General features: G+C 70.0%; 21 protein-coding genes and 2 pseudogenes. 12 read left to right on the top strand and 11 right to left on the bottom strand.

The features are described 5' to 3' along the window. Nucleotides 1–37: 37 nt before the first annotated feature. Both ABZ656_RS39405 and ABZ656_RS39400 read right to left on the bottom strand, forming a co-directional pair. Nucleotides 38–406 (bottom strand): MmcQ/YjbR family DNA-binding protein, encoded by a 369-nt coding sequence (locus tag ABZ656_RS39405; RefSeq protein ID WP_360274813.1) that lies wholly within the window; start codon nucleotides 404–406, stop codon nucleotides 38–40. Continuing rightward, nucleotides 403–798, bottom strand: coding sequence for an MmcQ/YjbR family DNA-binding protein (locus ABZ656_RS39400; protein WP_101403422.1), 396 nt, complete (start codon nucleotides 796–798; stop codon nucleotides 403–405). The genes ABZ656_RS39405 and ABZ656_RS39400 overlap by 4 nt, the downstream gene beginning before the upstream one ends. Nucleotides 799–926: 128 nt before the next feature. Here ABZ656_RS39400 and ABZ656_RS39395 point away from each other — a divergent pair, with 128 nt between their 5' ends. Then, nucleotides 927–1,865, top strand: a complete 939-nt coding sequence (locus tag ABZ656_RS39395; protein WP_360274810.1) for an AraC family transcriptional regulator — start codon at nucleotides 927–929, stop codon at nucleotides 1,863–1,865. Between the two features lie 163 nt (nucleotides 1,866–2,028). Here the strand turns inward: ABZ656_RS39395 and ABZ656_RS39390 are convergent, their stop codons facing one another. The 5 genes and pseudogenes from ABZ656_RS39390 to ABZ656_RS39370 all read right to left on the bottom strand — a co-directional run bounded on the left by ABZ656_RS39390 (nucleotide 2,029) and on the right by ABZ656_RS39370 (nucleotide 6,108). After that, the gene (locus ABZ656_RS39390) at nucleotides 2,029–2,610 is read right to left on the bottom strand and encodes a helix-turn-helix domain-containing protein (protein WP_360274807.1); all 582 of its coding nucleotides are present in this window, start codon (nucleotides 2,608–2,610) and stop codon (nucleotides 2,029–2,031) included. A 52-nt stretch (nucleotides 2,611–2,662) separates the two neighbouring features. Further along, nucleotides 2,663–2,971 (bottom strand): annotated as a pseudogene (locus ABZ656_RS39385) (NAD(P)H-binding protein); the annotation flags it as partial. 73 nt (nucleotides 2,972–3,044) lie between these two features. After that, complete coding sequence (locus ABZ656_RS39380) at nucleotides 3,045–3,422, bottom strand: cyclophilin-like fold protein (protein WP_360274804.1); 378 nt, start codon at nucleotides 3,420–3,422, stop codon at nucleotides 3,045–3,047. A gap of 165 nt (nucleotides 3,423–3,587) precedes the next feature. Beyond that, nucleotides 3,588–4,613, bottom strand: a complete 1,026-nt coding sequence (locus ABZ656_RS39375) for a zinc-binding dehydrogenase (protein WP_101403426.1) — start codon at nucleotides 4,611–4,613, stop codon at nucleotides 3,588–3,590. Nucleotides 4,614–4,671: 58 nt separating this feature from the next. Then, nucleotides 4,672–6,108, bottom strand: a complete 1,437-nt coding sequence (locus ABZ656_RS39370; RefSeq protein ID WP_360274801.1) for a carboxylesterase family protein — start codon at nucleotides 6,106–6,108, stop codon at nucleotides 4,672–4,674. A 339-nt stretch (nucleotides 6,109–6,447) separates the two neighbouring features. Between ABZ656_RS39370 and ABZ656_RS39365 the strand changes: the two genes are divergently transcribed. The 4 genes from ABZ656_RS39365 to ABZ656_RS39350 are packed head-to-tail and all read left to right on the top strand — an operon-like array spanning nucleotide 6,448 to nucleotide 11,391. Continuing rightward, nucleotides 6,448–8,211 carry a CocE/NonD family hydrolase gene (locus ABZ656_RS39365; protein WP_360274798.1) on the top strand — a complete coding sequence of 588 codons (1,764 nt, stop codon included), beginning with the start codon at nucleotides 6,448–6,450 and terminating at the stop codon, nucleotides 8,209–8,211. After that, nucleotides 8,208–9,851, top strand: coding sequence for an AMP-binding protein (locus ABZ656_RS39360; RefSeq protein WP_360274795.1), 1,644 nt, complete (start codon nucleotides 8,208–8,210; stop codon nucleotides 9,849–9,851). The genes ABZ656_RS39365 and ABZ656_RS39360 overlap by 4 nt, the downstream gene beginning before the upstream one ends. Beyond that, nucleotides 9,848–10,636, top strand: a complete 789-nt coding sequence (locus ABZ656_RS39355; protein ID WP_101403429.1) for an enoyl-CoA hydratase/isomerase family protein — start codon at nucleotides 9,848–9,850, stop codon at nucleotides 10,634–10,636. The genes ABZ656_RS39360 and ABZ656_RS39355 overlap by 4 nt, the downstream gene beginning before the upstream one ends. Further along, the gene (locus tag ABZ656_RS39350; protein WP_101403430.1) at nucleotides 10,633–11,391 is read left to right on the top strand and encodes an SDR family NAD(P)-dependent oxidoreductase; all 759 of its coding nucleotides are present in this window, start codon (nucleotides 10,633–10,635) and stop codon (nucleotides 11,389–11,391) included. Before ABZ656_RS39355 ends, ABZ656_RS39350 begins: the two co-directional genes overlap by 4 nt. A 23-nt stretch (nucleotides 11,392–11,414) precedes the next feature. Here ABZ656_RS39350 and ABZ656_RS39345 read toward each other — a convergent pair whose 3' ends face one another. The 3 genes from ABZ656_RS39345 to ABZ656_RS39335 form a co-directional block, all read right to left on the bottom strand. After that, on the bottom strand, nucleotides 11,415–12,029 hold the full coding sequence (locus tag ABZ656_RS39345; protein ID WP_218978031.1) for a TetR/AcrR family transcriptional regulator: 615 nt from the start codon (nucleotides 12,027–12,029) through the stop codon (nucleotides 11,415–11,417). 754 nt (nucleotides 12,030–12,783) lie between these two features. Then, nucleotides 12,784–13,008: a hypothetical protein gene (locus tag ABZ656_RS39340; RefSeq protein WP_067385861.1), complete on the bottom strand. Its 225-nt coding sequence runs from the start codon at nucleotides 13,006–13,008 to the stop codon at nucleotides 12,784–12,786. Further along, complete coding sequence (locus tag ABZ656_RS39335; protein WP_101403432.1) at nucleotides 13,005–13,235, bottom strand: hypothetical protein; 231 nt, start codon at nucleotides 13,233–13,235, stop codon at nucleotides 13,005–13,007. The genes ABZ656_RS39340 and ABZ656_RS39335 overlap by 4 nt, the downstream gene beginning before the upstream one ends. A gap of 691 nt (nucleotides 13,236–13,926) precedes the next feature. On the opposite strand from ABZ656_RS39335, the gene ABZ656_RS39330 reads away from it, so the two are divergent. Next, nucleotides 13,927–14,220 carry a hypothetical protein gene (locus ABZ656_RS39330; protein WP_360274790.1) on the top strand — a complete coding sequence of 98 codons (294 nt, stop codon included), beginning with the start codon at nucleotides 13,927–13,929 and terminating at the stop codon, nucleotides 14,218–14,220. Here ABZ656_RS39330 and ABZ656_RS39325 read toward each other — a convergent pair. Beyond that, nucleotides 14,183–14,563: pseudogene (locus ABZ656_RS39325) on the bottom strand (pentapeptide repeat-containing protein); the annotation flags it as partial. The gene ABZ656_RS39330 and the pseudogene ABZ656_RS39325 overlap by 38 nt on opposite strands. Before the next feature lie 354 nt (nucleotides 14,564–14,917). Here ABZ656_RS39325 and ABZ656_RS39320 point away from each other — a divergent pair. From ABZ656_RS39320 to ABZ656_RS39295, 6 genes are all read left to right on the top strand, one after another. Further along, the gene (locus ABZ656_RS39320; protein WP_360274787.1) at nucleotides 14,918–15,745 is read left to right on the top strand and encodes an SAM-dependent methyltransferase; all 828 of its coding nucleotides are present in this window, start codon (nucleotides 14,918–14,920) and stop codon (nucleotides 15,743–15,745) included. A 946-nt stretch (nucleotides 15,746–16,691) separates the two neighbouring features. Next, entirely contained in the window at nucleotides 16,692–17,381 is a 690-nt protein-coding gene (locus ABZ656_RS39315) for a ScbR family autoregulator-binding transcription factor (protein WP_101404137.1), read from the top strand. 726 nt (nucleotides 17,382–18,107) lie between these two features. Beyond that, on the top strand, nucleotides 18,108–18,746 hold the full coding sequence (locus ABZ656_RS39310; RefSeq protein WP_101403436.1) for a ScbR family autoregulator-binding transcription factor: 639 nt from the start codon (nucleotides 18,108–18,110) through the stop codon (nucleotides 18,744–18,746). A 712-nt stretch (nucleotides 18,747–19,458) separates the two neighbouring features. Then, complete coding sequence (locus tag ABZ656_RS39305) at nucleotides 19,459–20,319, top strand: AfsR/SARP family transcriptional regulator (protein ID WP_101403437.1); 861 nt, start codon at nucleotides 19,459–19,461, stop codon at nucleotides 20,317–20,319. A gap of 562 nt (nucleotides 20,320–20,881) precedes the next feature. Then, nucleotides 20,882–21,901 carry an SRPBCC family protein gene (locus ABZ656_RS39300; protein WP_360274782.1) on the top strand — a complete coding sequence of 340 codons (1,020 nt, stop codon included), beginning with the start codon at nucleotides 20,882–20,884 and terminating at the stop codon, nucleotides 21,899–21,901. Nucleotides 21,902–22,250: 349 nt separating this feature from the next. Next, the gene (locus tag ABZ656_RS39295; protein WP_360274779.1) at nucleotides 22,251–23,108 is read left to right on the top strand and encodes a hypothetical protein; all 858 of its coding nucleotides are present in this window, start codon (nucleotides 22,251–22,253) and stop codon (nucleotides 23,106–23,108) included. Nucleotide 23,109: the final 1 nt, after the last annotated feature.

Below are 23,109 nucleotides of genomic sequence, written 5' to 3'. Positions count from 1 at the left end.
TCCCAACCCGGGCGGCCCCGCACGAATCTCGCGGCGCTCATCGGGCTCTGGGGCGGTCGCCTCTCGGCAGCTGCTCGGCGGCCAGGTCGTAGGAATCCTCGACCACGTCGGTGATCAGCCGCTCGGTGATGCCGGGTCCCGGCCCCAGTGAGATCCAGTGGCGCTTGTCGAGATAGCGGCCCGGCGTGATCGAGGCGTGGCCGCGCTCCAGTGACCGCGCGTGCTCGGGCTCGCACTTGACCGTGATGATCTGTTCGTCCGGGTCGTCGGTGACGATCAGGAACACCTTGCCGGCGACCTTGTACACGTCGAGTCCCGGAGTGAAGGGGTAGCCGTGGCTGACGTCGGAGAGGGACAGGGCCGCCTGGCGGGCGATGTCCTGGAGCCGGTCACCGGCCGCGCTCACCGGGCCGCCCGCGTGCCGGTGCCGTAGGTGTGCGGGTCGACAGGCTGCTCGGCCCTGGGCAGGTGGGCGACGACGAGCCGGTAGGAGTCGGTGACGAGCTCCCTGACGAGCTCCTTGTCGACGCCTTCTCCGCCCTCCACGGTGATCCAGTGCTTCTTGTTCATGTGATAGCCGGGGGTGATATGGCTGTACTGCTCCCGCAGGGCGTGGGCCTCTCCGGGGTCCGCCTTGAGGATCACGACAGGCCGCCCTGGGACTTCGGTCATCAGCATGAACACCTTGCCGCGCACCTTGTAGACCTCCCAGTCGGGGCCGAAGGGGTGCTCCAGCTGGGATCCCGGGAGTTCCTCCGCGCATTCGGCGGCGGTCTTGTGCAGGGCCGATCCGTTCATGGGGCGTTGCCTTCCTCAGGTGGTGACGGACTGTGGCATCGAAGGACGCGGAGGGTGCGCCGCGCGGGCGCGGTGGCACGTCCATCCTTCCGCCGCAGCCGAGCAGAAGGGCGGTAGGCTGCGGACACGTGATGGTCGACAAGCGACACCCCGGCCCGAGCGGAAGCGCGGCCAGTCCGCCCGCGGTTCCGCTGTTCGCTTTCCAGCCCCCGGTCGGTACCCCGTACGGCCTCGAGGTGAGCACCGTCGAGGACTTCTTCGCCCACCACGACGACTGGCCGTGGAACCCGCCCCGTCCGGGCCGCGCCACCTTCCACTACCTCATCGCCGTCACCGAGGGTGAGCTGCGGCACGACGTCGACCACGTCACGCGGACCGTCACCCCCGGCCAGTGGCTGTGGGTGCGTCCCGGGCACGCACAGTGCTGGCATCCGCCCGGCGCGGCCCGCGGCCCGTTCATCCTGTTCGAACCGGACGTGCTGCGGCCCGACCTCGCCCGTCTCCTGGCCCCGCTCACCGCGCACGAGGCCCCTGCCGTGCTGACCCCGCACCCCGAGGACGCCGTCTGGCTCCGGCAGACCGCACTCCAGCTCCTGGACGAACACCGCGCACTGGGGCGCCGCCCCCTCGACATCCACCACGCCCTGCGGCGCAGCCTGCTCGAATCACTGCTGCTGCGCCTGGCCAACTCCCCGGGCATCGCCCCCATCGGCACGGCCACCGTCGGCACCGGCCGCGCCGACCGGTACGGGCGCTTCCTGGACGCCTTGGAGCTGCACTTTCGCGAGCTGCACCAGGCCGCGGACTACGCCGAGTTGCTCGGCTGCTCGGTCCGCACCCTAAGCCGTGCCGCCCGGGACGCCACCGGCAAGGGGGTACGTGAACTCATCGACGAGCGGCGCCTCCTGGAAGCCCGGCGCCTGCTGGGAGGTGCCCGGTGGGATGCCCGGGCTGTGGCCGTCCACCTCGGCTTCACCGATCCCGCGAACTTCGGCCGCTTCTTCCGCGACCGCACCGGTTGCACCCCGGCCGCCTTCGCGGCCCGCGCAGCGAGGACAGACGCGTGACGGAAACGCGGCAAAGGCCCCTTGCCCGGCAGGAGGCGATGGCTCCCTTCGCGGTCTGCGTGAACGCCCAAGGGCAGTGCACGATGTGCCACTCGCCGTCGATCAGCCGGTCAGCCGTCCCAGGTGTGGGAACTGCCAGAGGATTCTGGCCAGTCCTCTGCCCTCATCGGTCCGCGTCTTGTCGGGCAAGACCATCGAGGATGACGTTCATCAGAGGCCGTGCCCTTGATCCCCACTCTTCCCGGTCCAGACGGCCGAGGTATGCGATGAGAAGGAGGACTCCATGGGCGTCGACGTCTGCGCGGATGGAACCTGCCGCTTTCCCGGCGTCCAGCAGATGAGCGAGGGCGCCCTCGATGGGGTTGTGGCTGTGGGCGACAAGGTCCTGCCACGCCGCCGCCTCAAGCGCCGCCAGGACGCCGCGCTTGATCTCGGCGTAGTCGATCACTAGGTCGAGCCAGTGACGCAGGGCCTTCCCAGGCGCGTGTTCCGCCAGCAGAGCGAAGGCGGCGGCCACGAGTTCTTCGACATCGCGCCGGTAGACCTCGGCGAGGAGTGCTTCGCGGTTGGGAAAGTTCCGGTAGAGCGTTCCCTGTCCTACACCGGCGCGCTTGGCGATCTCGTGGAGGTGGACGTGGTCGGACTCGGCAAGGGCTGCGCGGGCGGCCTCCAGTATGCGGGTCCGGTTCTGCGCCGCATCCCGACGGCGTGCTGGCGCGCTCATAGGCCTCTCCTGACGTTCCACCCACCACAAATGGACACGTGTCGCTAGGGCGGACCGCGAACGGGACGGCGGAAACGAGGAGGAACCGGTGGACTCCTGCTTTCCCTGCGGCGGTTGCCGTGATTACCCCGCCCTGCCCGCCGACGGCGTCCGCCTGTCGCGGGCCGGCTCCGCTCGCACCCGCGGTGCAGACGACTGCGTCGGCACCTTCCAGACGGGCGGCTGGAGTGTCCACGCCGAGCGACGTCAGGGCGCCGAGAACCGGCTCTGTTCCGTCGGATTCCAGGGTGGGAGCCTGCTCGGTATGGCGGTGAGGGCCCACGACCTCGTCGCCCTGTTCGATGAGTCGTGCGGCGAGGCCGGAGCCGACGCCGCCGGTCACCCCGATGGCGAGGCCCGGGACATGGCCCCCTCCCCCCTGCTGGTTGACGATCCCGGTTGTTTCCGGCTGGGTCTCAGTCGATGGCCTCGATGGCCTCGATGGCCTCGATGGTGACGTCGACCGTGCCGTCGTACTTCTTCAAGGCATCGACCCCCGAGTCGACTTCGCCGAGGATGACGATGCCCGGGTCGGGGATGGACTCGCCGTCGTGGTCATAGAAGACGGCGATGTCGGGACCGGGTGACCAGTAGGCGATGTTGCCGATCTCGTAGCTGAACCGCGGCTTTCCTCCCGCAGCGAGGGACCGGGGCAGGTGACCGTACTTCTCGCGCTTGAACAGGTCGTTCATCTGCAGCGTCAGCGGAAGCAGCGAGGCGAAGTCCCGTGCCGTCGCGTTGTCGTCGAGGGTTGCGTTGAGGACGGTCTCTCCGGCGGTCAGTCGGATTCTCATAAGGGTTCCGCTCTCTGGGATGTTGTTGGAGTGATCGTCGGCGGCCGACACGTACGCCCTGCCCATCGGGGTACGAACTTCTGTTCGACACGCACCCCGTGAAGGTAACTTCCGCACCACCTCGATGGCAAGTCGATCCACTTACCATTCTCGGTAGCCCAGGTCTCAGTCGTCCACGACGACGACGTGCTTGCCCGGCGTGGTGCCGGACTCGACGTCGGCCTGGGCGTCACGGACCTGTTCCAGGCCGTGGTAGACCTTCGCGACCGGGACTTCGAGGCGCCCTGCGGCGATGGCCTGGAGCTGGCGGGCGAAGACGTCGGCCGGGAGGTCGGCGGCCTGACCGCCGTAGGACGTCAGCCGCACCCCGTTGGGGATCATGAACGGGGTGAAATCGGGGATCGTCCACTGGCCCGCCAGGGCTCCGGTGAAGCAGACCGTGCCGTGCCGGCGGACGGTGCGGAGGGTGTCGGCGAGGACCGAGCAGCCCACCAGTTCCAGTACGGCGTCGACACCCTCCGGCATCAGCTCGCGAACCTGGTCGGCGATCGTGCCGCTGTCAAGGAGGGGATGGTCGACGCCCGCGGCCCGCAGTTGCCCTGCCCTTTCCGGGCTGCGCGTGGTGGACAGCACGGTGGCTCCGAGGTCTTGCGCGATCGTGGCCGCGCTCAGCCCGACCGTGGAGGTGCCGCCGCGGATCAGCAGGCTCTGCCCGGCCGTCAGGTCCAGGCCGGTGGTCAGCGATCCGTAGGCGGTCTGGAACATCTCCGGCAGCGCACCGACGACCTCCCACGGCAGGCCGGTCTCGAACGGGATGACCTGTGCCGCGGGGACGGTCACGTACTGGGCGTACGCGCCGTCGTACGAGCGGCCCATGCCGCCCATCATCGTGGCCACCTGCTGTCCCGGCCTCAGCTCGCTGTTCTCGTCGACGTCATCGACCACGCCGACGCCCTCGATGCCGGGGATCCGCGGGTAGGTGACCACCGCGTCCGACTCCCCCTTGCGGGTGGTGACCTCGGACTCGTTGACGCCGAACGCCTTCACCCTGATCCGTACCCAGCCGGGCTTGCGTGCGGGCACCGGCACCTCCTGGATCTCCAGTGCGTCGAGGCCGCCGGGCCGGGTGACGACGACGGCCCGCATCGTCCCCGGTGCGGTGTCACCGCCTGCAGCTGTCGGTTGGCTCATGTCGAATTCCTTGCTCTGTTCGCCCCCTGGTGCGCTGTTCCGGATCGCCCGGTGACGGTCAGGGGCGGGCGATGTTCTTGAACAGGTCGAGGACCGCCTGGTAGTGGGCGCTGGGCTCGGAGGGAGGGTTGCCGACACTTCCCGAGATGGGGCGGTCCGTGACGGCGGGCCACAGGCGGGTCTGCTCGCCGGTGACGAAGTCGAGGACGATGTCGCGGATACGCGTGTCACGGTCGGCCTGTTCGCGGCTGCGGTCCGGCCGTTCCTGGCCGACCAGGGCGTACAGCTCGGTGCCGTGCACGGCGGGCGCACCCTCGGCGGGCCCGATCGCGAGGAGATGGGCGTTGCCGCCCGCGGCGGCGTGGGCCAGAGCACCGCGAGCGGCGGGGAGCGTGAAGATGTAGTCCGTCAGGGCCGCGGCGCGGACCTCGGCAGGGGTGCGGCCGTCCCGGTCGTAGACGTCGACGATCTTCTTGGCGCGGGAGCGGGGAATGCGCCACCCCGCGAATTCGTCGGTGACGCGGTCGACGGTGTGCGGGTCGAAGCGGTCGAGGTCGTTCGCCACCCACCAGCCCATCTCGTCACTGGCCGTGCTCAGGAAGATGTCGATGTCCTGGTGCGAGCCCGAGGCCAGGACGTCCAGGGGGTGGGCGCGCAGCACGGAGCCGGGCTGTCCGGTGTCCAGGACGACGCCGAGGCTCTGGTTGTCCATGCCGCCGCGGACTCCGAGATCCGTCGGGCAGACCTTGCGCAGGGCGGCCACCAGGGAGGCCGTGTCGAGATCGATCAGCTTGTCGGGGTTGCCCGCGACACCGAGTTCGGTGACGAACCGCTCCGCGAGTTCCTCGGCCCACCAGGCCGGGACGATACGCGAGGGTGCGCCGGAGAAGCCGGCCAGTCGCCGGTACAGGCCGTCCGCGGAGGAGGCTCCCAGCAGTCCGAGGGTCAGGTAGGCGCCGGCGCTGTGGCCGAAGACGGTGACGTCGTCGGGGTCGCCGCCGAAGGAGGCGATGTTCTGCCTGACCCAGGCGAGCGCGGCGATGACGTCCTGCAGGCCGAGGTTGCTGGCCTCGGCGAGCCGCCCGCCGTACTGCGAGAGCGAGAGCGCGCCCAGTGCGCCGAGCCGGTAGTTGACCGACACACTCACCACGCGTCCCGTCGCGGCGAGACCGGCGGCATTCGAGGTGGTCTGCGTGTTCGCGCCGTACTCGAATCCGCCGCCATGGAAATACACCGCCACTGGCAACGCCTTCCCGGCAGGCCCCTCGGGGGCCCACACGTTCAGGTTCAGGCAGTCCTCGCCCATCCCGCTGTCCGCTTCGAGCCAGTCGCCGGCATCAGGCTGGACAGCGACGACGCCCTTGCGGTCGTAGGGGCGGTCCGGATCGAAATCCGCGACCACGGGGCGGCGGTATCGCTCGGCGGTGGCGTACGGGATTCCCCACCAGGACCGCACCCCTGGTGCAGTCGGGGCCCTGGGCGCGGTCACGGTCATGGCGTGAGATTCCTTCCGGTGCGGTACGGCTGTTTCGCGCGGCGTGTCGGCGGCTGATCGCTCGCGGAGACGCTCTCCCAGCATTCCCTGGACTCCGGTAGATCGCCGAGCGGACAGCAGTCACCTGGTGGTCATCAGGTGACACTTCTCTGCCCCGCTCCTTCTCATAGCCCGAGCTCGGCGGGTTCGCCCGTTCGAGCTGTTGATCTCTGCGCACGATCTCCGCTGATTGGTGTTGGTGACGGGGGTATCAGCCGAAGTCGGTACGTTGACAGGGTACGTATGTGCTGACTAACGTACCGCCGATCGAGTCGCCGCAGCTCAATGAGGAGCTCCGAAATGCCGCACGACGACATGAAGCACGTGTACGAACCGAATGTCTCTTTGAAGACCCGCGACGGCGTGACACTGGTAGCAGATGTGTGGCGCCCTCTGGAGGGTCAGGCACCGACTTTGCTGGTCCGAAGCCCGTACGACAGGCGGACGGCATTCCATTTCGGAAGCCAGACCGGCAATACGCCGTCACTGATGTCACTGGTAAACGCCGGGTATGCGGTGGTCGTCCAGGATGCGCGGGGGACCGGCGCCTCCGAAGGGGATTTCGAGCCCAAGGTCAACGAGATCGCGGACGGGCAGGACACAGTCGCGTGGGTGCGCGAGCAGAGCTGGTCGGATGGCACTGTGGCCATGTATGGCGCCTCCTATTGGGGGATGGTGCAGTGGGCGCTGGCGATCAGCGAAACCCCGGGACTTCGCGCAATCGCTCCTTCCGTGGCGGCAGCGGACTGGTACACGAACCTGTGGTACTCGCAAGGCGGCGCGATGTCACTCAGCCTGAACACGTTCTGGAACGCGATGATGTACGCGGGCCAGGAGCAACGGAGTCTGGCACTGGGAACGACCCAGGACCCGGCCACTCTGTACCGTCTCGGCGGCTCCCTGCTTGACCCGCTGCCACTCAACGACGCCACGCCGATCGCTGATCTGCCGGTCCACGGCACGGGTCGCTGGTTTGACGATTGGATCGCTCATCCTGACTTCGACGAGTACTGGAAGAGTCAGGACTGGTCGGGACCGGAGTTCATGTCGAAGGTCGACGTGCCGGTTCTTTCGATCGGCGGTTGGTACGACCTGAAGATCAACGGAACCGTCGAAGGGTTCCTCGGCGTCCGGACGCAGGGCGGCTCCGAAGACGCCCGCGACAAGTCTCGCCTGCTCATCGGCCCCTGGGCTCACGTGGAATTCTCGGCCCGGTTCGCCGATCGGTATTTCGGGATCCCCGCCGAAATCGACACCACTGCCGAGCACATCGCCTTCTTCGATGAGCACCTCCGCGGCATCAGCCCGGCAACGCCTGCGCCACGGGTTCGGATCTTCGTGATGGGTATCGACCAGTGGCGTGACGAGGTCGACTGGCCCCTCCCCGACACCCAGTACACCGACTGCTATCTGAACAGCGCCGGGTCGGCAGCAACTCGCCACGGAGACGGATCACTGCAGGCCGCCGCACCCACGGCCGATTCGCACGACGGGTTCACCTACGATCCCCGCGACCCCGTCCCCACAGCCGGCGGAGCACTGCTGCCCGCAGAACCGGGGCTGGTCGGCCCCGTCGACCAATCCGTCGTCGACGGGCGCGAAGACATCCTGTGTTACGCGACCCCGGTTCTCGAAGAGTCCCTCGAGGTGACCGGCCATGTCGAGCTGAAGGTATTCGTATCCTCCAGTGCCGTAGACACCGACATCACTGCGAAGCTGGTCGACGTCTTCCCGGACGGCCGAGCCATCAACCTCTGCGATGGAATGCTGCGACTGCGCTATCGAGACGACCTCTCCAACCCCAGGCCACTCATTCCGGGCGAGGTCTACGAGGTCACCGTGAAACTGGGTGTCACGTCGAACGTCTTCCTTCCCGGTCACCGCATCCGCCTGGATGTCTCCAGCAGCAACTTCCCCCGCTACGACCGCAACACCAACACCGGCGGATTCATCGCCCACGAAACCGAAGAACAGATGGTTCCCGCGATCAACCACATCCACCACGGACCAGGCCACCCCAGCCGGCTCGTCCTTCCGGTCATCGACCGGAAGGCCCAGCGATGAGCGCCGCCGACCGGGTCGCCGAACTGACTGCGCGATTCACGGCTTCTTCCCTCGATGTGGCCTGGCTGCTGTGCGACCGGCACCCCGCCGACCGCGTCGCGTTCACCGTGGTCGACAGCGACGGGAAGACTTCCACGCTGACCTTCGGCGAGCTCGCCGCGGATTCGCACCGCTGTGCGCGGGCGCTGCAGGGGCTCGGCGTCGGTCCGGGTGACCGGGTGGCGACCCTGATGGGCAAGAGCACCGACCTGGTCACCGTCATCCTCGCGATCTGGCGACTCGGCGCGGTCTACGTCCCGCTGTTCACCGCATTCGCGCCCCAGGCCATCGCCCTGCGTCTAGAAGGCTCAGGCGCGCACGTCGTGGTCGTCGACCCGGACCAGCGCCACAAACTCGACCCGAGCCCCGACATGCCGGACGACCCACAACGCCGCCTAGTCGTCAGCGGAAGCGGCGCGCAGCATGGTGACGCGTCGCTGGCCGACCTCGTCGCCGCGGCGTCGCCCGAGCCGGTCCCCGCCGTCACCACGAGCGGGGACGGGCCCCTGGTGCACATGTTCACCTCCGGCACCACCGGCAAGCCCAAGGGCGTCATCCACCCCGTCTCCTACATCGCCGGATGGCAGATCTACCTGGAGTACGCCCTGGGCGTCACCGGGGACAGCAGTTACTGGTGCGCCGCCGACCCCGGCTGGGCCTACGGGCTGTACTCGGCCATCGTCGCTCCGATGGCCGCCGGCATCCCCAGCCTGCTGCTGTTCGGCGGGTTCTCCCCGGAGACGACCTGGCGCACCCTCGTCGACCACCAGGTCACCGACTTCGCCGCCGCCCCGACCGTGTACCGCGGACTGCGCTCCTCGTCGGTGCCGGTACCGCAGGGCCTGCGCCTGCAGCGGGCGTCCAGCGCGGGCGAGCCACTGACCCCTGAGGTCAACGAGTGGGCCGGCGCCGCGCTCGGCCTGGCCGTGCACGACCACTTCGGCCAGACCGAGGTCGGCATGCCCCTGGCCAACCACCACCATCCCGAACTCGCCCGCCCCCTCAAGACGGGATCGATGGGACGGCCGCTGCCCGGCTGGAGCCTGACCGTCCTGGCCGACGAGAAGGACGAGCCCGCCGGATCGGGCGTGCTCGGCCGGGTCGCGATCGACGTCGCCGCCAGCCCGCTGATGACCTTCCGCGACTACCAGATCCCCGGGCAGAGCGGCTCCAAGTTCACCGCCGACGGCCGCTGGTACCTCACGGGCGACGCCGGGCGCATCGACTCGGGCGGCGACTTCTTCTTCTCCTCCCGCGACGACGACGTGATCATCATGGCCGGTTACCGGATCGGGCCGTTCGAGATCGAGAGTGTCCTCGCCCAGCATCCCGTGGTCGCCGAGTGCAGTGTGATCGGCGCACCCGACGAGGTGCGCGGCGAGGTCATCGAGGCGTACGTCGTCCTCCGCGACGGCGCCGACGGCTCGCCGGAACTGGCCGGCGAGCTCCAACTGCTGGTCAAGACCCGCTACGCCGCCCACGCCTACCCCCGCACGATCCACTTCATCGACGCCCTGCCCAAGACGCCCAGCGGCAAGACCCAGCGTTACCTGCTGCGCAAGCGCCGCCGCACCGAACTTTCCAGCCGAGAGGCACAGTGACCGACACGGATCCCCTCATCGTCGAGCAACGCGGCGCCGTCAGGTGGCTGCTGCTCAACCGCCCGGAGCGGCGCAACGCCCTCGACGTCACCCTCATAGAAGCCCTCGACAAGCAGATCACCAGCGCCGAGGCCGACCCCGGCACAGCGGTCATCGCCGTGGCAGGCAAGGGACCGAGCTTCTGTGCCGGCGGTGACTTCCACCAGTTCCTTCAGCTGCACGACCGCGGCGACAACCCGGTCGACTTCCTGACCGACGTGTCGGCCTGCTTCAGCCGTATCGCGGCCAGCCCGAAACCATGGGTGGCCGTGCTGCACGGTCACGCCGTCGCCGGGGGCCTGGAACTCGCCCTGGCCTGCGATGTCGTCGTCGCCGCCGACACCACGCTCATCGGCGACGGTCACTTGCAGCGGCGGCTGGTACCGGCCGGCGGGTCAAGCGTCCGGCTTCCCGGTGCGGTCGGACGCGGACTGTCGCGCTGGCTCCTGCTCACCGGCGAACTACTGCCCGCGACCGCCTTCGCAAACACCGGCTGGATCCACGCGATCGTGCCCGAGGCCGACCTCGACGCCACCGCCACCCGCGTCTGCCGACAACTGGCCGACCGCCACAGCCCCGCGCAGCAACGGCTCAAAACGCTGCTGCACCGGATCGACGGCATGCCCGCCGAGCAGGCCCTGCGCGAGGAACTGGCCACCTTCGCCGACAACTGGTGGGCGAGCTCGGTGGCCGACGCCCTGCGGGCCTTCCTCGCTCCCCGGACCACGAAAGCAGACACCAAGTGAATCGCTACCACGGACGCGTCGTCGCCATCACCGGCGCCGCACAAGGTCTCGGCCTCGCCATGGCGACCCGCTTCGCCGCCGAGGGCGCCACGATCGCGCTCGCCGACGTCAACGAACAGGCCCTCACCGACGCCGCCGGCACCATCACCGACGCCCACGACACGAAACTCCGCACCGACAGGGTGGACGTGACCGACTCCGCCCAGGTCAACGCCTGGATCGACGGCGTCACCACCGAACTCGGCCGCCTCGACGTGCTGGTCAACAACGCCGGCATCATCCGCGACAACCGCGTCGAGGACATCACCGACGACGACTGGCACGCCGTCATCGACGTCAGCCTCACCGGCGGCTTCCACTGCGCCCGCGCCGCGTTCGGCCCGATGAAGCGCCAGAGCTACGGACGCATCGTCAGCTTCTCCTCCATGTCCTGGCGCGGGAACTTCGGCCAGACCAACTACGTGGCCGCCAAGGCCGGCATCGTCGGCATGACCCGCACCCTCGCCCTCGAAGGCGCCCGCCACGGCATCACCGCCAACGCCATCGCCCCCGGACTCATCGAGACGCCCATGCTCGCCTCCATGAACGGCCCCGCACGCGACAAACTCACCAACAAAGTCCCGATGCGCCACACCGGCAGGCCCGAGGACATCGCCGAAGCCGCGGCCTTCCTCGCCAGCGAGGCCGCCGGCTACATCACCGGTGTCGTCCTGGACGTTGACGGCGGCATCTCCATCGGATCCTCGATCCGATGACGCAAGCGGGCCGCTCGTCGCGCTCAGGCCGGTGGCGCGCTAAGACCGTGCAGAAGGAGATCAGCCATCTCGGTGTACGCCTCACCCGCGCTGAGGCCGCCGTTCAAGAGCACTCCGGACTGCACCCCTTCGATGGCCAGCGCCACGAGCTGCCCGGCGAAGTTCCCGTCGATCGGCCGCAACGCCCCCTCCTTGACGCCCTCGGCGATCAACTCCTGGACGCGTCGGGCCGCGGCCGCGGAATTCGTCCGGTAGATGCTGGCTGTCGACCGGAGCCCGATCATGTCGGCGTAGAACTGCGTCGAACACCGGCTCATCGCCCTGCCGACCCCCGACAGGTAAGCCGGGATACGCAGCCTCGGGTCGGCCACGTCGGCCACGGCCTGCTCGATCTGTTCGGTCGCCTGCCGGAAGAACCCCTTCGTCAAGGCCACCACCAGCTGCTCCTTGTTCCCGGCCGCGCTGTAAAGCGTCGCCTTCGAACAGTGCAGCCGGTGCGCCAGATCGTCCATGCTCAGCGCCATGAACCCCTCGGCGAGCACGAGTTCCTCGAGGTCCTTGAGCAGCTGGCCCCGACGCTCCGGGTCGACCCGCCGACGTCGCACCGAACCGTTGCCGGTGTCGTCCACTCCAGTCATCACAGGCCCAGTCATCACAGACCCAGTATGACCTGGGCCCCGAGCCGCGTGAAAACCAGCGATTAGCACGTCGACATGTTTGTGTCGTACTAGGTGCTGAGCGGGCCTGGCTGTGCGCGGAAGATGTGGACGTCGTGTTCGCGGAACTCGTGGTCCTGGGCGGGTCAGCACGACGTGATGGTGAGCGTCGGTAACTGACAAGGTACGTTTGTGTTGGTCGACGTACCGTCGAGGTGGGCACTCTCGCTAGCAGGGAAGCCGTCTTCCACGACACCGAACGACCGTCGCACCTCGCCCTGCGGGCGAATACTGCAACCCTCGAATACCGACACTCCACCAGTGGCAGATGCACACCAGCGAGGCCGCGGTCCTCGGGGTGAGCGGCCGTACTCCCGCAACGCAGTGCCTCATCCTCGGCCTGACGTACCGCGGAGGCCAGATGCGGGCCGTGGGAGTGAGCCTCCCCCTCGGCCAGGCGGTACGCCACGAGCTGCTCCCGCTGCTGCGGCCGGCCGGGGACACGGAGGCGGAGCTGCCCGGGACCGTGGGCGGGCTGCCTGGCGCCGATCCGGTGTACTACCGGCCCGTGGTCCCCGACGTGGTCGTGGAGATCGAGGCTGACCAGACCGGTCCCCGCGAGTTGGGGCGGTTCCGGCACCGCCCCCGCGTGCTGCGCGTCCGAGGCGACCTCACGGCCGACAACCTGCCCCCGCTCCCTGAGCCGCGGCCGGCGGCTTCGTCCGTGAGTGCGCGGTCACCGCACCAGGCGGCAGGTGCGCCAGCCTCGCCCGTCGCGCACCAGGGCGCCGCGTTCTTCAAGATTGCCGAGGTGGTAGGCGACCGACGCTGTGCTGCTGAGCCCGATGTCGTCGGCAAGCTGCCGGACCGACGGGCCCTCACCGCGTTCCTCGATCCAGCGCCGTATGCACCGCAGGATCTGCTCCTCCCGTGCCGTGAGGTGCTCCGGGCGCCGGTTCACGGTCGCCACCCCATGGCGCGGGCCTGGCGGCGCAGCTCCACGCGCGCCGCCGGCGTCCGTCCCGGGCCGGACCAGTACGGGTGAAACAGCAGTTGGCCGGACAGGGTCTGCAGGCGGCGGCGCAGCGCGGTGGTGTGCACCGGGTGCGGCACGGCCAGCACCGCAGACGTGAGCTGCCACTCCGCCTGGAGCTCGATCAGGTCAGAGGGGAAGGGTGCGTGCTCCATGCCAACAATTAGGCCACATGTTCGATTTCTGGCCAAGTCGATGCGCTGGCCTGCCACCGGTGCCCGTGTCCTGTGCCATCGGATCTTGAGCGCGTGCCATCGAATCTTGACGGCCGCGAGTCCGTGTCACCGAAGATTGAGCGGTGGGGGTCAGGCGTCCTCCGGCGAGCCGCGGATGTAGTCAGGCGTGGCGGCCGGGTCTACCTGACCGGGCCTTCATCTTCTCCTGGCTGTGCGTCAGGCATGTCCAGGATGGCCTCTCGGGTGTACTGAGGGCTCTCTGGGGGTGGGGCCAGGCTAGGGGCCATGAGTTCGGTGAGGAGCCTGCTCAGGTCATCCGTGGAGAGCGCCAGGCCCAGGGTCTGCACGATGCGTAGAGCACAGTCCCGGATGGACTGAGCGTCCTTCTCGGGCGGCGCCGTGCTCCTAATCTCGTCACACACTCGGCTGAACTGTTCAGCGCTGATCGTTGGCCGGCTTATCGGTTGCGCCATGGTGCGCTCCTCCTGGAAGAGCGGGCGGTTCCACCCGCTCTTCCAGAAAGCGCTGAGCACACCGCAACGGCAACTGGAGAGAGCCAGTGTGCAGGCGCTGGACCAGAGTCGCTCAGATTTCGTTGGCACGCGCTCAACGTGCACTGTCACAGGACAGCCCGCCGTGGCTCGTTGGACCGCGTGTGACGACCGCTGCGATGACCGACGTCCTCGAGTGGGTCGCCCGCACGCTTTTCGAGGAAAGCGACGGCGGGGGGTGCCCGAGTACGGGGGAGCGTCTCCTCGCCGAAGGGCTGGCCCGGGCGCAGTGGAGCGGGTCGGCCTTCCGGGCCTCGCTGCGCGATGTCCCGGAGTCCGTGCGGGCCGGGCGCCTGATTGACGTCCTCGATCCGGCGGCGGTCCTGGAGTCCACTGACATCTCCGGGTACGGCCGGCGCTACACGGGTTTCTTCGTCACGACATGGATCGCAGCGGGGGGTAGTTCGTCGTGATCCCCGGCGGCTGGAGCAGGGGCGGGGGTTCGCGGCCGGGGTCCTCGGTGACGACGACGCCGGCGGCGGCATGGTCGAAGCCGGCGGGCCAGCGGGTGTGGTCGCTGGCCAGGGCGTCGGTCAGGCGTGCCTGGAGTAGGTCGGCCGTGCTCAAGTCGGTGCCGCGCAGGTCTGCCAGGCGAAGGTCGGATCGGCGGAAGACCGCACCGCGCGCGTTGGCCTTGCGCAGGTTCGCCTCGCGCAGGTCGGCCTCGGTGAAGTCGGCGTCCCGCAGGTCGGTCTCGGCCAGCCGCGCGCCGCGCAGGTCGGCCAGTGCACAGCGGGCCCGGTGGAGGATTGCGGTCTTGAGGTCGGCGGGCGCGCGATCGGCTCACCCCCGCCTGCACGGGGAGGGCTTGCCGAACCAGGACAGCATTCCGTCGACGCCCGGCTCACCCCCGCCTGCGCAGGAAGGACCATCTGCGGATGCCGGACGAGCTGGAGTTCCGCGGCTCACCCCCGCCTGCGCGGGGAGGACAAATGCCTGGCGTTCACGCCCGAGGGCACCGGTGTCCCGGTGTTGCAACTCATGCTCGATCGAGCCTGCTTGAAGGGTACGGGCGTTTGACACCGAGCCCAGGCATCCATGCCCTCGCGCCGCCCCCGACCGGCCGGAGGATCCCAAAACGAGGGTCCGCAGGCGACGTTGCGGGAAAGAATGGCCCCCATGACGTACGAAGGCTCCTCCATCGACCCGGCCAAGCCCAGCATCGCCCGCGTCTACGACTACCTGCTCGGCGGCAAGGACAACTACGCCGTGGACCGTGAGATCGGCGACGTGTTCAAGCGCGACCTGCCCGGTTCGGTGGCCATCGCCTTTGCCAACCGCGCGGCCCTGACCCGGGCGGTCAGGGAGATCGCGAAGACCACCGGCATTCGGCAGTTCATCGACCTGGGCAGTGGCCTGCCAACCGCGGACAACGTCCACCAGGTCGCGCAACGGCACGCCCCTGAGTCCCGGGTCGTCTACGTCGACATCGACCCCCAAGTGCTGGTCCACGGCCGCGCACTGCTGGAGAACAACGACCGGACCCGCGTCGTCGCGGTCGATGTGCGCAACCCCGAAGGCATCCACACTCACCCCGACACCCTGGAAATCATCGACTTCACTGGTCCCGTCGCCGTCATCCTCAGCGCCATCCTCCACCACGTCAACGATGACGAGGACCCGGCTGGCATCGTCCGCTACTGGCGAGACCACGTCCCCTCCGGAAGTTACTTCTTCATCAGCCACTTCCGCTCCGGCAACAACCCGGAGACCGCGGAGGCCGAGAAGGTCCTCCAGCAGACGTTCGGCCGCGGCCGGTGGCGCACCGACGCGGAGATCGCCTCCCTGCTGGACGGCCTGGAGATCCTCGACCCCGGGATCGTCCCCGCGTCCCTGTGGCGTCCCGACGATAGCGACAACCCGTGGAACAGCGGCGAAAGACGAGAGCTCACGGTCTGGGAACACCTCATTGCCGCCGGACTGGCCCGGAAAGCCTAGACGTGATCGCTGGATGACGATCGCCGGGCAGCTGCGCCTCCGGCCGGCAGGTCGCCGGGGTGGCGAAGTTCCTCGGCATCGACGTCGGCAAGTGAGCGGATTGACGTCCTGCCCGACCGTACCGCTCAGACTCTGGCCGCGTGGCTGCGCGAGTTTCCCGGGGCCGAGTACGTCTGCCACAACGGTGGGATTGATGTTGCGACGGGCTGGTCCATCGTGCCTGGCGAAGCCGAGGACTCCTCGCCTGCCTGTGGCGGGTGGCCACAAGGCAGACGCCTTGACGTGAAGTTGGTCGCCGCAGATCAGAGCGACGACGTCGACTGACTTCAGTGTCGAAGGACACCCCCGCTGGGAGCGAGTCGGTAGGTGACGCAGTTCGATGTTGCTCACTGCGGTCATTCTTCCGGGTCCGGCAGTTGCTGTCCGTTTCCGGTTTCCGTGTGGGCGTGGTCGGGAGATCGGAGGCGGTGCGGGGTCGTGCGGCGGTGGGATCGCCAGGCAGGTGTCGAAGAGGGGCGGCGAGGCCGGATGGTCCGGGGCTGTCCTTCCTGATCTGTTACTTGCGCAGGGCCGTGAGCGGAGACTTCCTCGTCTTGCCCATGCTGGGCAGTGGGGTCCAGTCGGTCTCTGTGCGCTTGTGCAAGCGGGGCGGCTTCCGTCGTGTGGAACAGGGTGGTGCCGGTGGTGGTGGGGTGGGGTGGGGTGGGGTGGGGGTTGAATCCGGTCGTCCGGTTGGGTGGGGGTGGGTGGGGTGGTGGGGGGTGGGTGGGGGTGTTTGTGCTGGTGGTGGGGGTGGGTGGGGTGGTGGGTGGGGGTGGGTGTTTGGGTTGGTGTTGGGGGGTGGTGGGGGTTTTGGTCTTGTGAATATACGGACTAGCTGGTTTGGTTTGGGGTGGTTGCAGGGAGCATGTTGTGGTGGGTTGTGGGTTGGTCTTTGGAGGGGTTTGTGGTGCGGCAGGAGCGTGCGGTGCGTACGCGGCGGGCGATTTTGGATGCGGCGGCGTCGGTTTTTGATGAGCGTGGGTATGAGGCGGCGACGATTGGTGAGGTGTTGGCGCGGGCGGGGGTGACGAAGGGGGCTTTGTATTTTCATTTTCCGTCGAAGCGGGCGTTGGCGGAGGGGGTGTTGGGGGAGCAGTTTGCGGGGTTTGTGCTGGCGCCGCGGGTGAGTAAGTTGCAGGAGTTGGTGGATATGGGGTTGGCGTTGGCGTATCGGATGCGTCGTAATCCGGTGGTGTCTGCGTCGGCGCGGTTGTCGTTGGGGCAGGAGATGGGGGCGGTTTTCGGTACGTGGACGATCCGGACGTGGCTGGATGCGACGGAGAGGGTGTTGCGGGAGGCGCAGGAGCAGGGGGAGCTGCTGCCGCAGGTGGATGTGGCGGAGAGTGCGTGGGTGTTCTCGGCGGCGTGGACGGGGGTGCAGGTGTATTCGCACACGCTGGCGGGCCGGGAGGATCTGGAGGAGCGGGTGTGTGCGTTGTTCGAGCATCTGCTGCCGAGTGTGGCGGTGCCGGCGGTGCTGGGCCGGCTGGTGATTGATCCGGCCCGGGCTGCGGAGGTGGCTTTGGAGGGTGAGCGGCTGGCTGCGGAGGCGGGGGAGGCGGCGGGTCTGGGCGGGGTCGGCGCCCCGGCCTGACCTGGCGTCCCGGCCTGGCCTGGCGTCCCGTCCCGGCCTGGCCTGGCGTCCCGTCCCGGCCTGGCCTGGTGTCCCGGCCTGGCCTGGCGTCCCGTCCCGGCCTGGCCTGGTGTCCCGGCCTGGCCTGGTGTCCCGGCCTGGTCTGGCGTCGGCCCGGTCTTCTGTCCTCCTGTGCTTTTGATCTTGTCTTCTTCCGTTGCTTGTGTGTCTTGTCCTGGTGTGGCCCGGCGCTGGTTCTGGTCCCGGCGGTGTGTCCTTCCCTCCTTTGTCTGCCTGGTCTGCCATGCCTGTGTGCGGTCCTGGTCTGGGTGTGTAGTGGTGGGTGGGGGCTGGGGTCGGCCCTGGCCCGGGTGGGGGGCTCTGGTCGGGTGCGAGTGGGCGTCGAGTGCTGCCGCTGAGCGTGGGGCGGGCCTGTGGGGCCGCTCTCTTCTGGTGGTGTGTGCCTTTCTTGTCTGCTGTGCCCGGCCTGGCCTGTGTTGTCGGCGGTGTGGGTCCTGGTGGCGGGGCGGGCGGGGTGGCTGGGCGGGTGGCCTTCCGCCGGGGGGTGTTTGGTTTGTGCGGGGTCCGGGGGTGGGTGGCTGGGGCTGGGTGGGGCGGAGGGACGGGGTGGGGTGGAGCACGGGCAAGGAAACATACCGGGCATGCGGTTTGGTAGGGTGGACGGGTCCCGGTGTGTGCGGGGTGGCGGTGGTGGTGGCTGGTGCGGGGGTGGGGAGGAGGGGTGGGATGGTGAGGCAGGTGCGGGCGGTGCGGACGCGTCGGGCTCTGGTGCGTGCGGCGGCGGAGGTGTTTGCGGAGGACGGGTATGCGCTGGCTTCGCTGCCGGTGATCAGCAGGCGGGCGGGTGTGAGTACCGGGGCGCTGCATTTCCATTTCCCGAGCAAGGATCTTCTGGCCCGTGAGGTGGAGGCGGCGGCGACGGTGTCGGTGCAGCGGCTGGCGGTGCGGGAGGGTGCGGGGGGCGGGGGCGGGCTGCAGTTGCTGGTGGATGTCAGCCGTGATCTGGTGGCGGCGCTGGCTGTGGATCCGGTGCTGCGGGCCGGGTTCGAGCTGGGCGGTGATCCTTCGCGCAAGAGTGCGGAGGGGCCGGGGCGGTGGTGGAGTGAGTGGGTGCATGGGCTGCTGCGTGAGGCGCAGGGTGCGGGGGAGCTGGCGCGGGGGGTGTCGCCGGAGGCGGCCGCGGTGGCGGTGGTCGCCTCTGTTGCCGGGTTCGGCCGGCTCGCCTCCCGCCAGCGTGTGCGCTCTTCCCCGCATCTGGTGGAGCAGTTCTGGGCCCTGCTGCTGCCCGGCCTTGCGGCTCCCTCGCACCGGCTGCCGGCCCTGCCCGGTTCCCGGGCCGCCGGAACCGACCGCACCCCCAGGTAAACAGACCGCATGGTCCGGTAATAGGGAAGTCAAACCGCTGGCAGGGCGTCCGCAGCAGCCGGAATCCCGCCCGGTCGGGGCGCTTATGTGCCAGAAGTCGGATTCTCTCGAGGGGATCTCGAGCATCGGCGGAGAGAAAACAAGACGACCGGTTTGAGATTGACATACCGTCCATGCTGTTTTTTACTCGGTGTGTCGGGCGGCTCCCGGCCGGCGGGCGCGGCTCACCCGCCGGCCCGCCGGCAGACCAGGGCCCGGCAGCATCGGGACCCGGCAGTATCGGGGACTGGATAGTCCGGGCTCTGGCGGCATCGGGTTCTGGCAGCCCGGGGGTCCGGTGGTGCCGGTGGTCTGGTGGTTTGGGGCCGGGGCGGTGCGGGCTGTGGCGGTCCGGGGTCTGGCGGCCTCGGGTTCTGGCGGCGTCGGGGTCCGGCGGTCCGGGCTCCGGGGGCCGGCGGCATCGGGACCCGGCAGTCCGGGTTCTGGCAGTCCGGGTTCTGGCAGTCCGGTGGTGCTGGCAGTCCGGTGGTGCTGGTGGTCTGGTGGTCTGGTGGTTTGGGGCCGGGGCGGTGCGGGTTCCGGCGGGCCGGGGTCTGGGAGGTTCCGGGGTCGGGGTCGGGGAGGTTCTGGGGGCTGGTGTTTTTTTGGGGGCCTGGGGTTGACGGGGTCCGAGGGGTTCGGCAGACCGCAGTGGATGGACAGGGGAGACGGCGTGGACACCGACATACTCGGCACTCTTGCTGTGCGGGAGAAGGGCGTTTCGATCACTCCGACCGCTCCCAAGCCGCGGCAGGTGCTGGCTTTGCTGGTCCTGCAGGCTGATCAGATGGTGCCGGTGGGCATGCTGAGTGAGGAGTTGTGGGGCAGCAGGCCGCCGCGTAGTGCGCGGCCTACTCTGCAGACGTACATTCTGCAGCTGCGGGAGCTGATCACCGTGGCGCTGCAGCCGGATGCGGCTGATGCCCGTACGGCCAAGGACGTGCTGCTGACCGTGCCGGGCGGTTATCTCCTCAAGAGTGGTGAGGGCGGCAGTGACGTGCGGGAGTTCGAGCGGCTGGCGGGGCTGGGCTACCGGGCGATGGATGCTGCCGATTTTCCGGGGGCGGCCAGGCATCTGCGGGCCGCGCTCGGGCTGTGGTCCGGGCCGCCGCTGGCCGATGTGCATGCCGGGATGCACCTGGCGACCCAGGTCAAACGGCTGGAGGAGAGCCGGCTGTGCGCGCTGGACCAGCGGATCGAGGCCGATCTGCGGCTGGGCCGCCACCGTGAGCTGCTCGCCGAGCTGACTGTGCTGGTCAGCCGCTATCCCACGCACGAGAGCCTGTGCGGGCAGTACATGCTGGCCCTGTACCGCTCGGGGCGCCGGGGTGAGGCCCTGGACGCCTACCAGCGGCTGCGTGCCATCCTGGTGCGCAGTCTGGGCCTGGAACCGTCGGCGGCGCTGAGCAAGCTGCAGCGTTCCATCCTGATGGCCCGGCCGGACGGCTCACCGGCCACCGTCCCCGGTCCCGCCGGGCCGGGCTCCACGGGCAGTGGCCCCGCCGGGACCGGACGCCTCGCCCCGGTCGGCTGACCCCTTTCGCCCCGCTTGCGCCCAGGTCCCGGCTCCTTCCGCCGGGACCTGGCACATGCCCGGTCCCGGTCCGCCCCCCGCCCCCCGCCCCGCGCCCCGTGCCCCGTGTACGCGGGCTTGCGGCCGTGCGGCCCCCGTCCGGGCCTCACTGCCCTGTCCGGGCCTCACCCCGCCCCCACCGCCCGTGCTGTGCGTACCGCCCGTGCTGTGCGTACCGCCCGTGTTGTGCGTGCTGCTGGTGCCCGGTTGTGTGGGCCGTGGTGGCTGCGGTGGATGGCGTACGGCGGTGTTGAGGCTGTGTCGCCCGGCCGGCACCCGCCGGGCCCGCACTGTCCCCTTCTCCGCCCCGGACTGCCGGGCGCCGGTGGTGCCGGGCCCCGGAGGGCGCCGGTGGTGCCGGGCCCCGGAGGGCGCCGGTGGTGCCGGGTCCTGGTGCTGCGGGGTGCCGGCCGGGTGTGCGGGGCGGGTGTGCGGGGTGGCGGGGTGGGGTCCGGGCGGGCGCGAGGCGGGCTCGAGTGGTGGGGGGCAGGGTGGGGGTGTGCCTGGAGGAGGAGGGGCCGGCATGTCGTCGCGCGTGCACGCCTGTGAGGACACGGTGGGGGTGGCTGCTCCGGCCGGTGTCGTGTACGGGATGCTGGCCGACGCCGCCCGCTGGCCGGTGTTCTTGCCCCCGGTCGTGCATGTCGAGCGTCTCGACTTCGACGGGGTCCAGGAGCGGCTGCGGATGTGGGAGCTGGCCGATGAGGCCGGCGCCGACAACGCCGATGCCGATGCTGACGGTGGTGGTGTGGGTGGTGTGCTGGGCGGCCGGGTTGGTTCCTGGCACACCCGGCGGGTGCTGCACCCCGATGCCCGGGCGGTCGTGTTCGAGCAGGAGGACGCTGCCTGGCCCGGCAGTGTGACCTCGGGTGTGTGGAGTGTGCGGTCGGCGGGCGAGACGGAGTGTGTGCTGGCCCTGCGTCAGGAGCGCGGGCTGCCGGTGGCGGCTGCGGACGGTGCCGGTGCCCGCCGGGAGGCGGAGGCGGACGTGCGCCGCCGGCTCGCCCAGGTACGGCGGGCGGCCGAGCGGTGGGAGCAACTGGACGAACTGCTGCTGTCGTTCGAGGACCGGGTGCGGATCGAGGGCCCCGCGGAGCTGGTCTACGACTTCCTCTACCGGATCGAGGACTGGCCCGAGCGGGTCCCGCACGTGGAGTGGGCCAGTGTGCGTGAGGACGTGCCGGGGATCCAGGTGGCGTCCCTGGACACCTGTGCCGCGCCGGGCGGGCGGACGGTGAGCACGCGGGCCGTGCGGCTGTGTTTCCCGCACGCCGGGCGGATCGTCTACAAGGAGACGCTCACGCCCGAGCTGATCGCCGCTCACAGCGGCGAGTGGTCGCTGCTGCCGGACGCGTCCGGGGTCACGGTCGTCGCGGCCCACCAGGTGATGCTCCGGCAGGAAGCCGTCACCCCGGTGCTCGGTGCGGGCACCGGCCTGCTTGAGGCCCGCGACCATGTCCGTGCCTGGCTGTCGCGCGCCAGTACCGAAGCGCTGGGCCTGGCCAAGTGGCATGCCGAGAGCACCGTCCGCCGTCTGCGATGAACAGATGAACAGGAGGCCGGTCATGGCCGTCACCCAGCCCGCCGCGCCCAGCACCCCTACTCCTACCCCTGCTCCCGCCCCTGCTCCTACCCCTGCTCCCGCCCCTGCTTCTGCCCTTGCTGTCCCGCCGGCCCGGCCGGCGGACTCGGCCCCGCCGTCCTCGCCGTCCGTGCCGTCCTCGCCGTCCTCGCCGTCCGTGCCGTCTGGGCCGTCTGGGCCGTCTGGGCCGGCGGTACGGGGGGAGACGGGGCGCGGGGGGAGTGGCGGGTGCGGGAGCGCTGTCCGGCCGGCCGGAGAGCTCCCGGGAGCGCTGGCGCACCGGTATGCCGCGCTGCCGCCGCCGCTCGAGGTGGCGCTCGCCGCGCTGCGGCTGGAGGCGCTGCTGGGCGATCCCCGCGATGCGGCCAACCCCTACGGCCTGCCCGCCCTCGCCGCATCCGCCGGGTCTGCCGCCTCTGCCGGGTCTGCCGCCTCTGCCGGGCGGGTGGTCCCGCTCCTTGTGGCGGCCGGTCTGGGGCAGGTAACCGCGGCCGACCAGCGGGTGCGTGTCCTGCGCCCGCTCCTGCGCCGGGACCTGGCGCTGGGACATGCCGCGGGTATGTCCGGCGGGTCCGGTACGCCGCCTGCCGCACGGGCCCGGGGGCAGGTCGCGGAGTCCTCCCCGGTGCCGGCCGTGCTGCTCGGCCCGGCGGCGCTGGTGGCCGCCGCCGGCAGTGTGCTGCGCCGGGCCGCGCTCACCGTGGCCGGCCGCGGGGGCGGTGAGCTGCGGCAGTGGCAGCCCGTGCTCGCCGCCGCCTTCGCCGACCTGCTGGCCTGCGAGAGCCTGACCTGTGTGGCGCTGCGCCGCCCGGCCGGCCCCGGCCCGGGGGCGGGGCTGTTGGGCGCGGTGGCCGGCTACGTGGTGCCGACCGTGCTGGCCGACGTACTGGCGCAGCTGGGACTGGTTCTTGCCGAATGCGGCCACGGACCCGCCAGCACCGGGGGCCGGATGCTTGCGAAACTGACCCGCGACCTTCCCCTGGCCGGGGTGGACGCGGCGGGTGCCGCGCACTGGCAGGACCGTCTGGCCAGGGCCCTGCCGGCCCTGGCGGCCGAAGAGCCCCGCGCCCCGCACCGCGGCCCGGCCCCCGCCCGCTTCCGGCTCGCCGACGACCTCGACGCGGCGATCAGCCGGATCGGCCGGTTCCTGGGCGGGTATCGGCAGTAGG

It is taken from the genome of Streptomyces sp. NPDC007095 (genome assembly GCF_040634475.1).
GTDB lineage: Bacteria > Actinomycetota > Actinomycetes > Streptomycetales > Streptomycetaceae > Streptomyces.
This window is presented reverse-complemented; position numbering and strand designations above follow the sequence as displayed.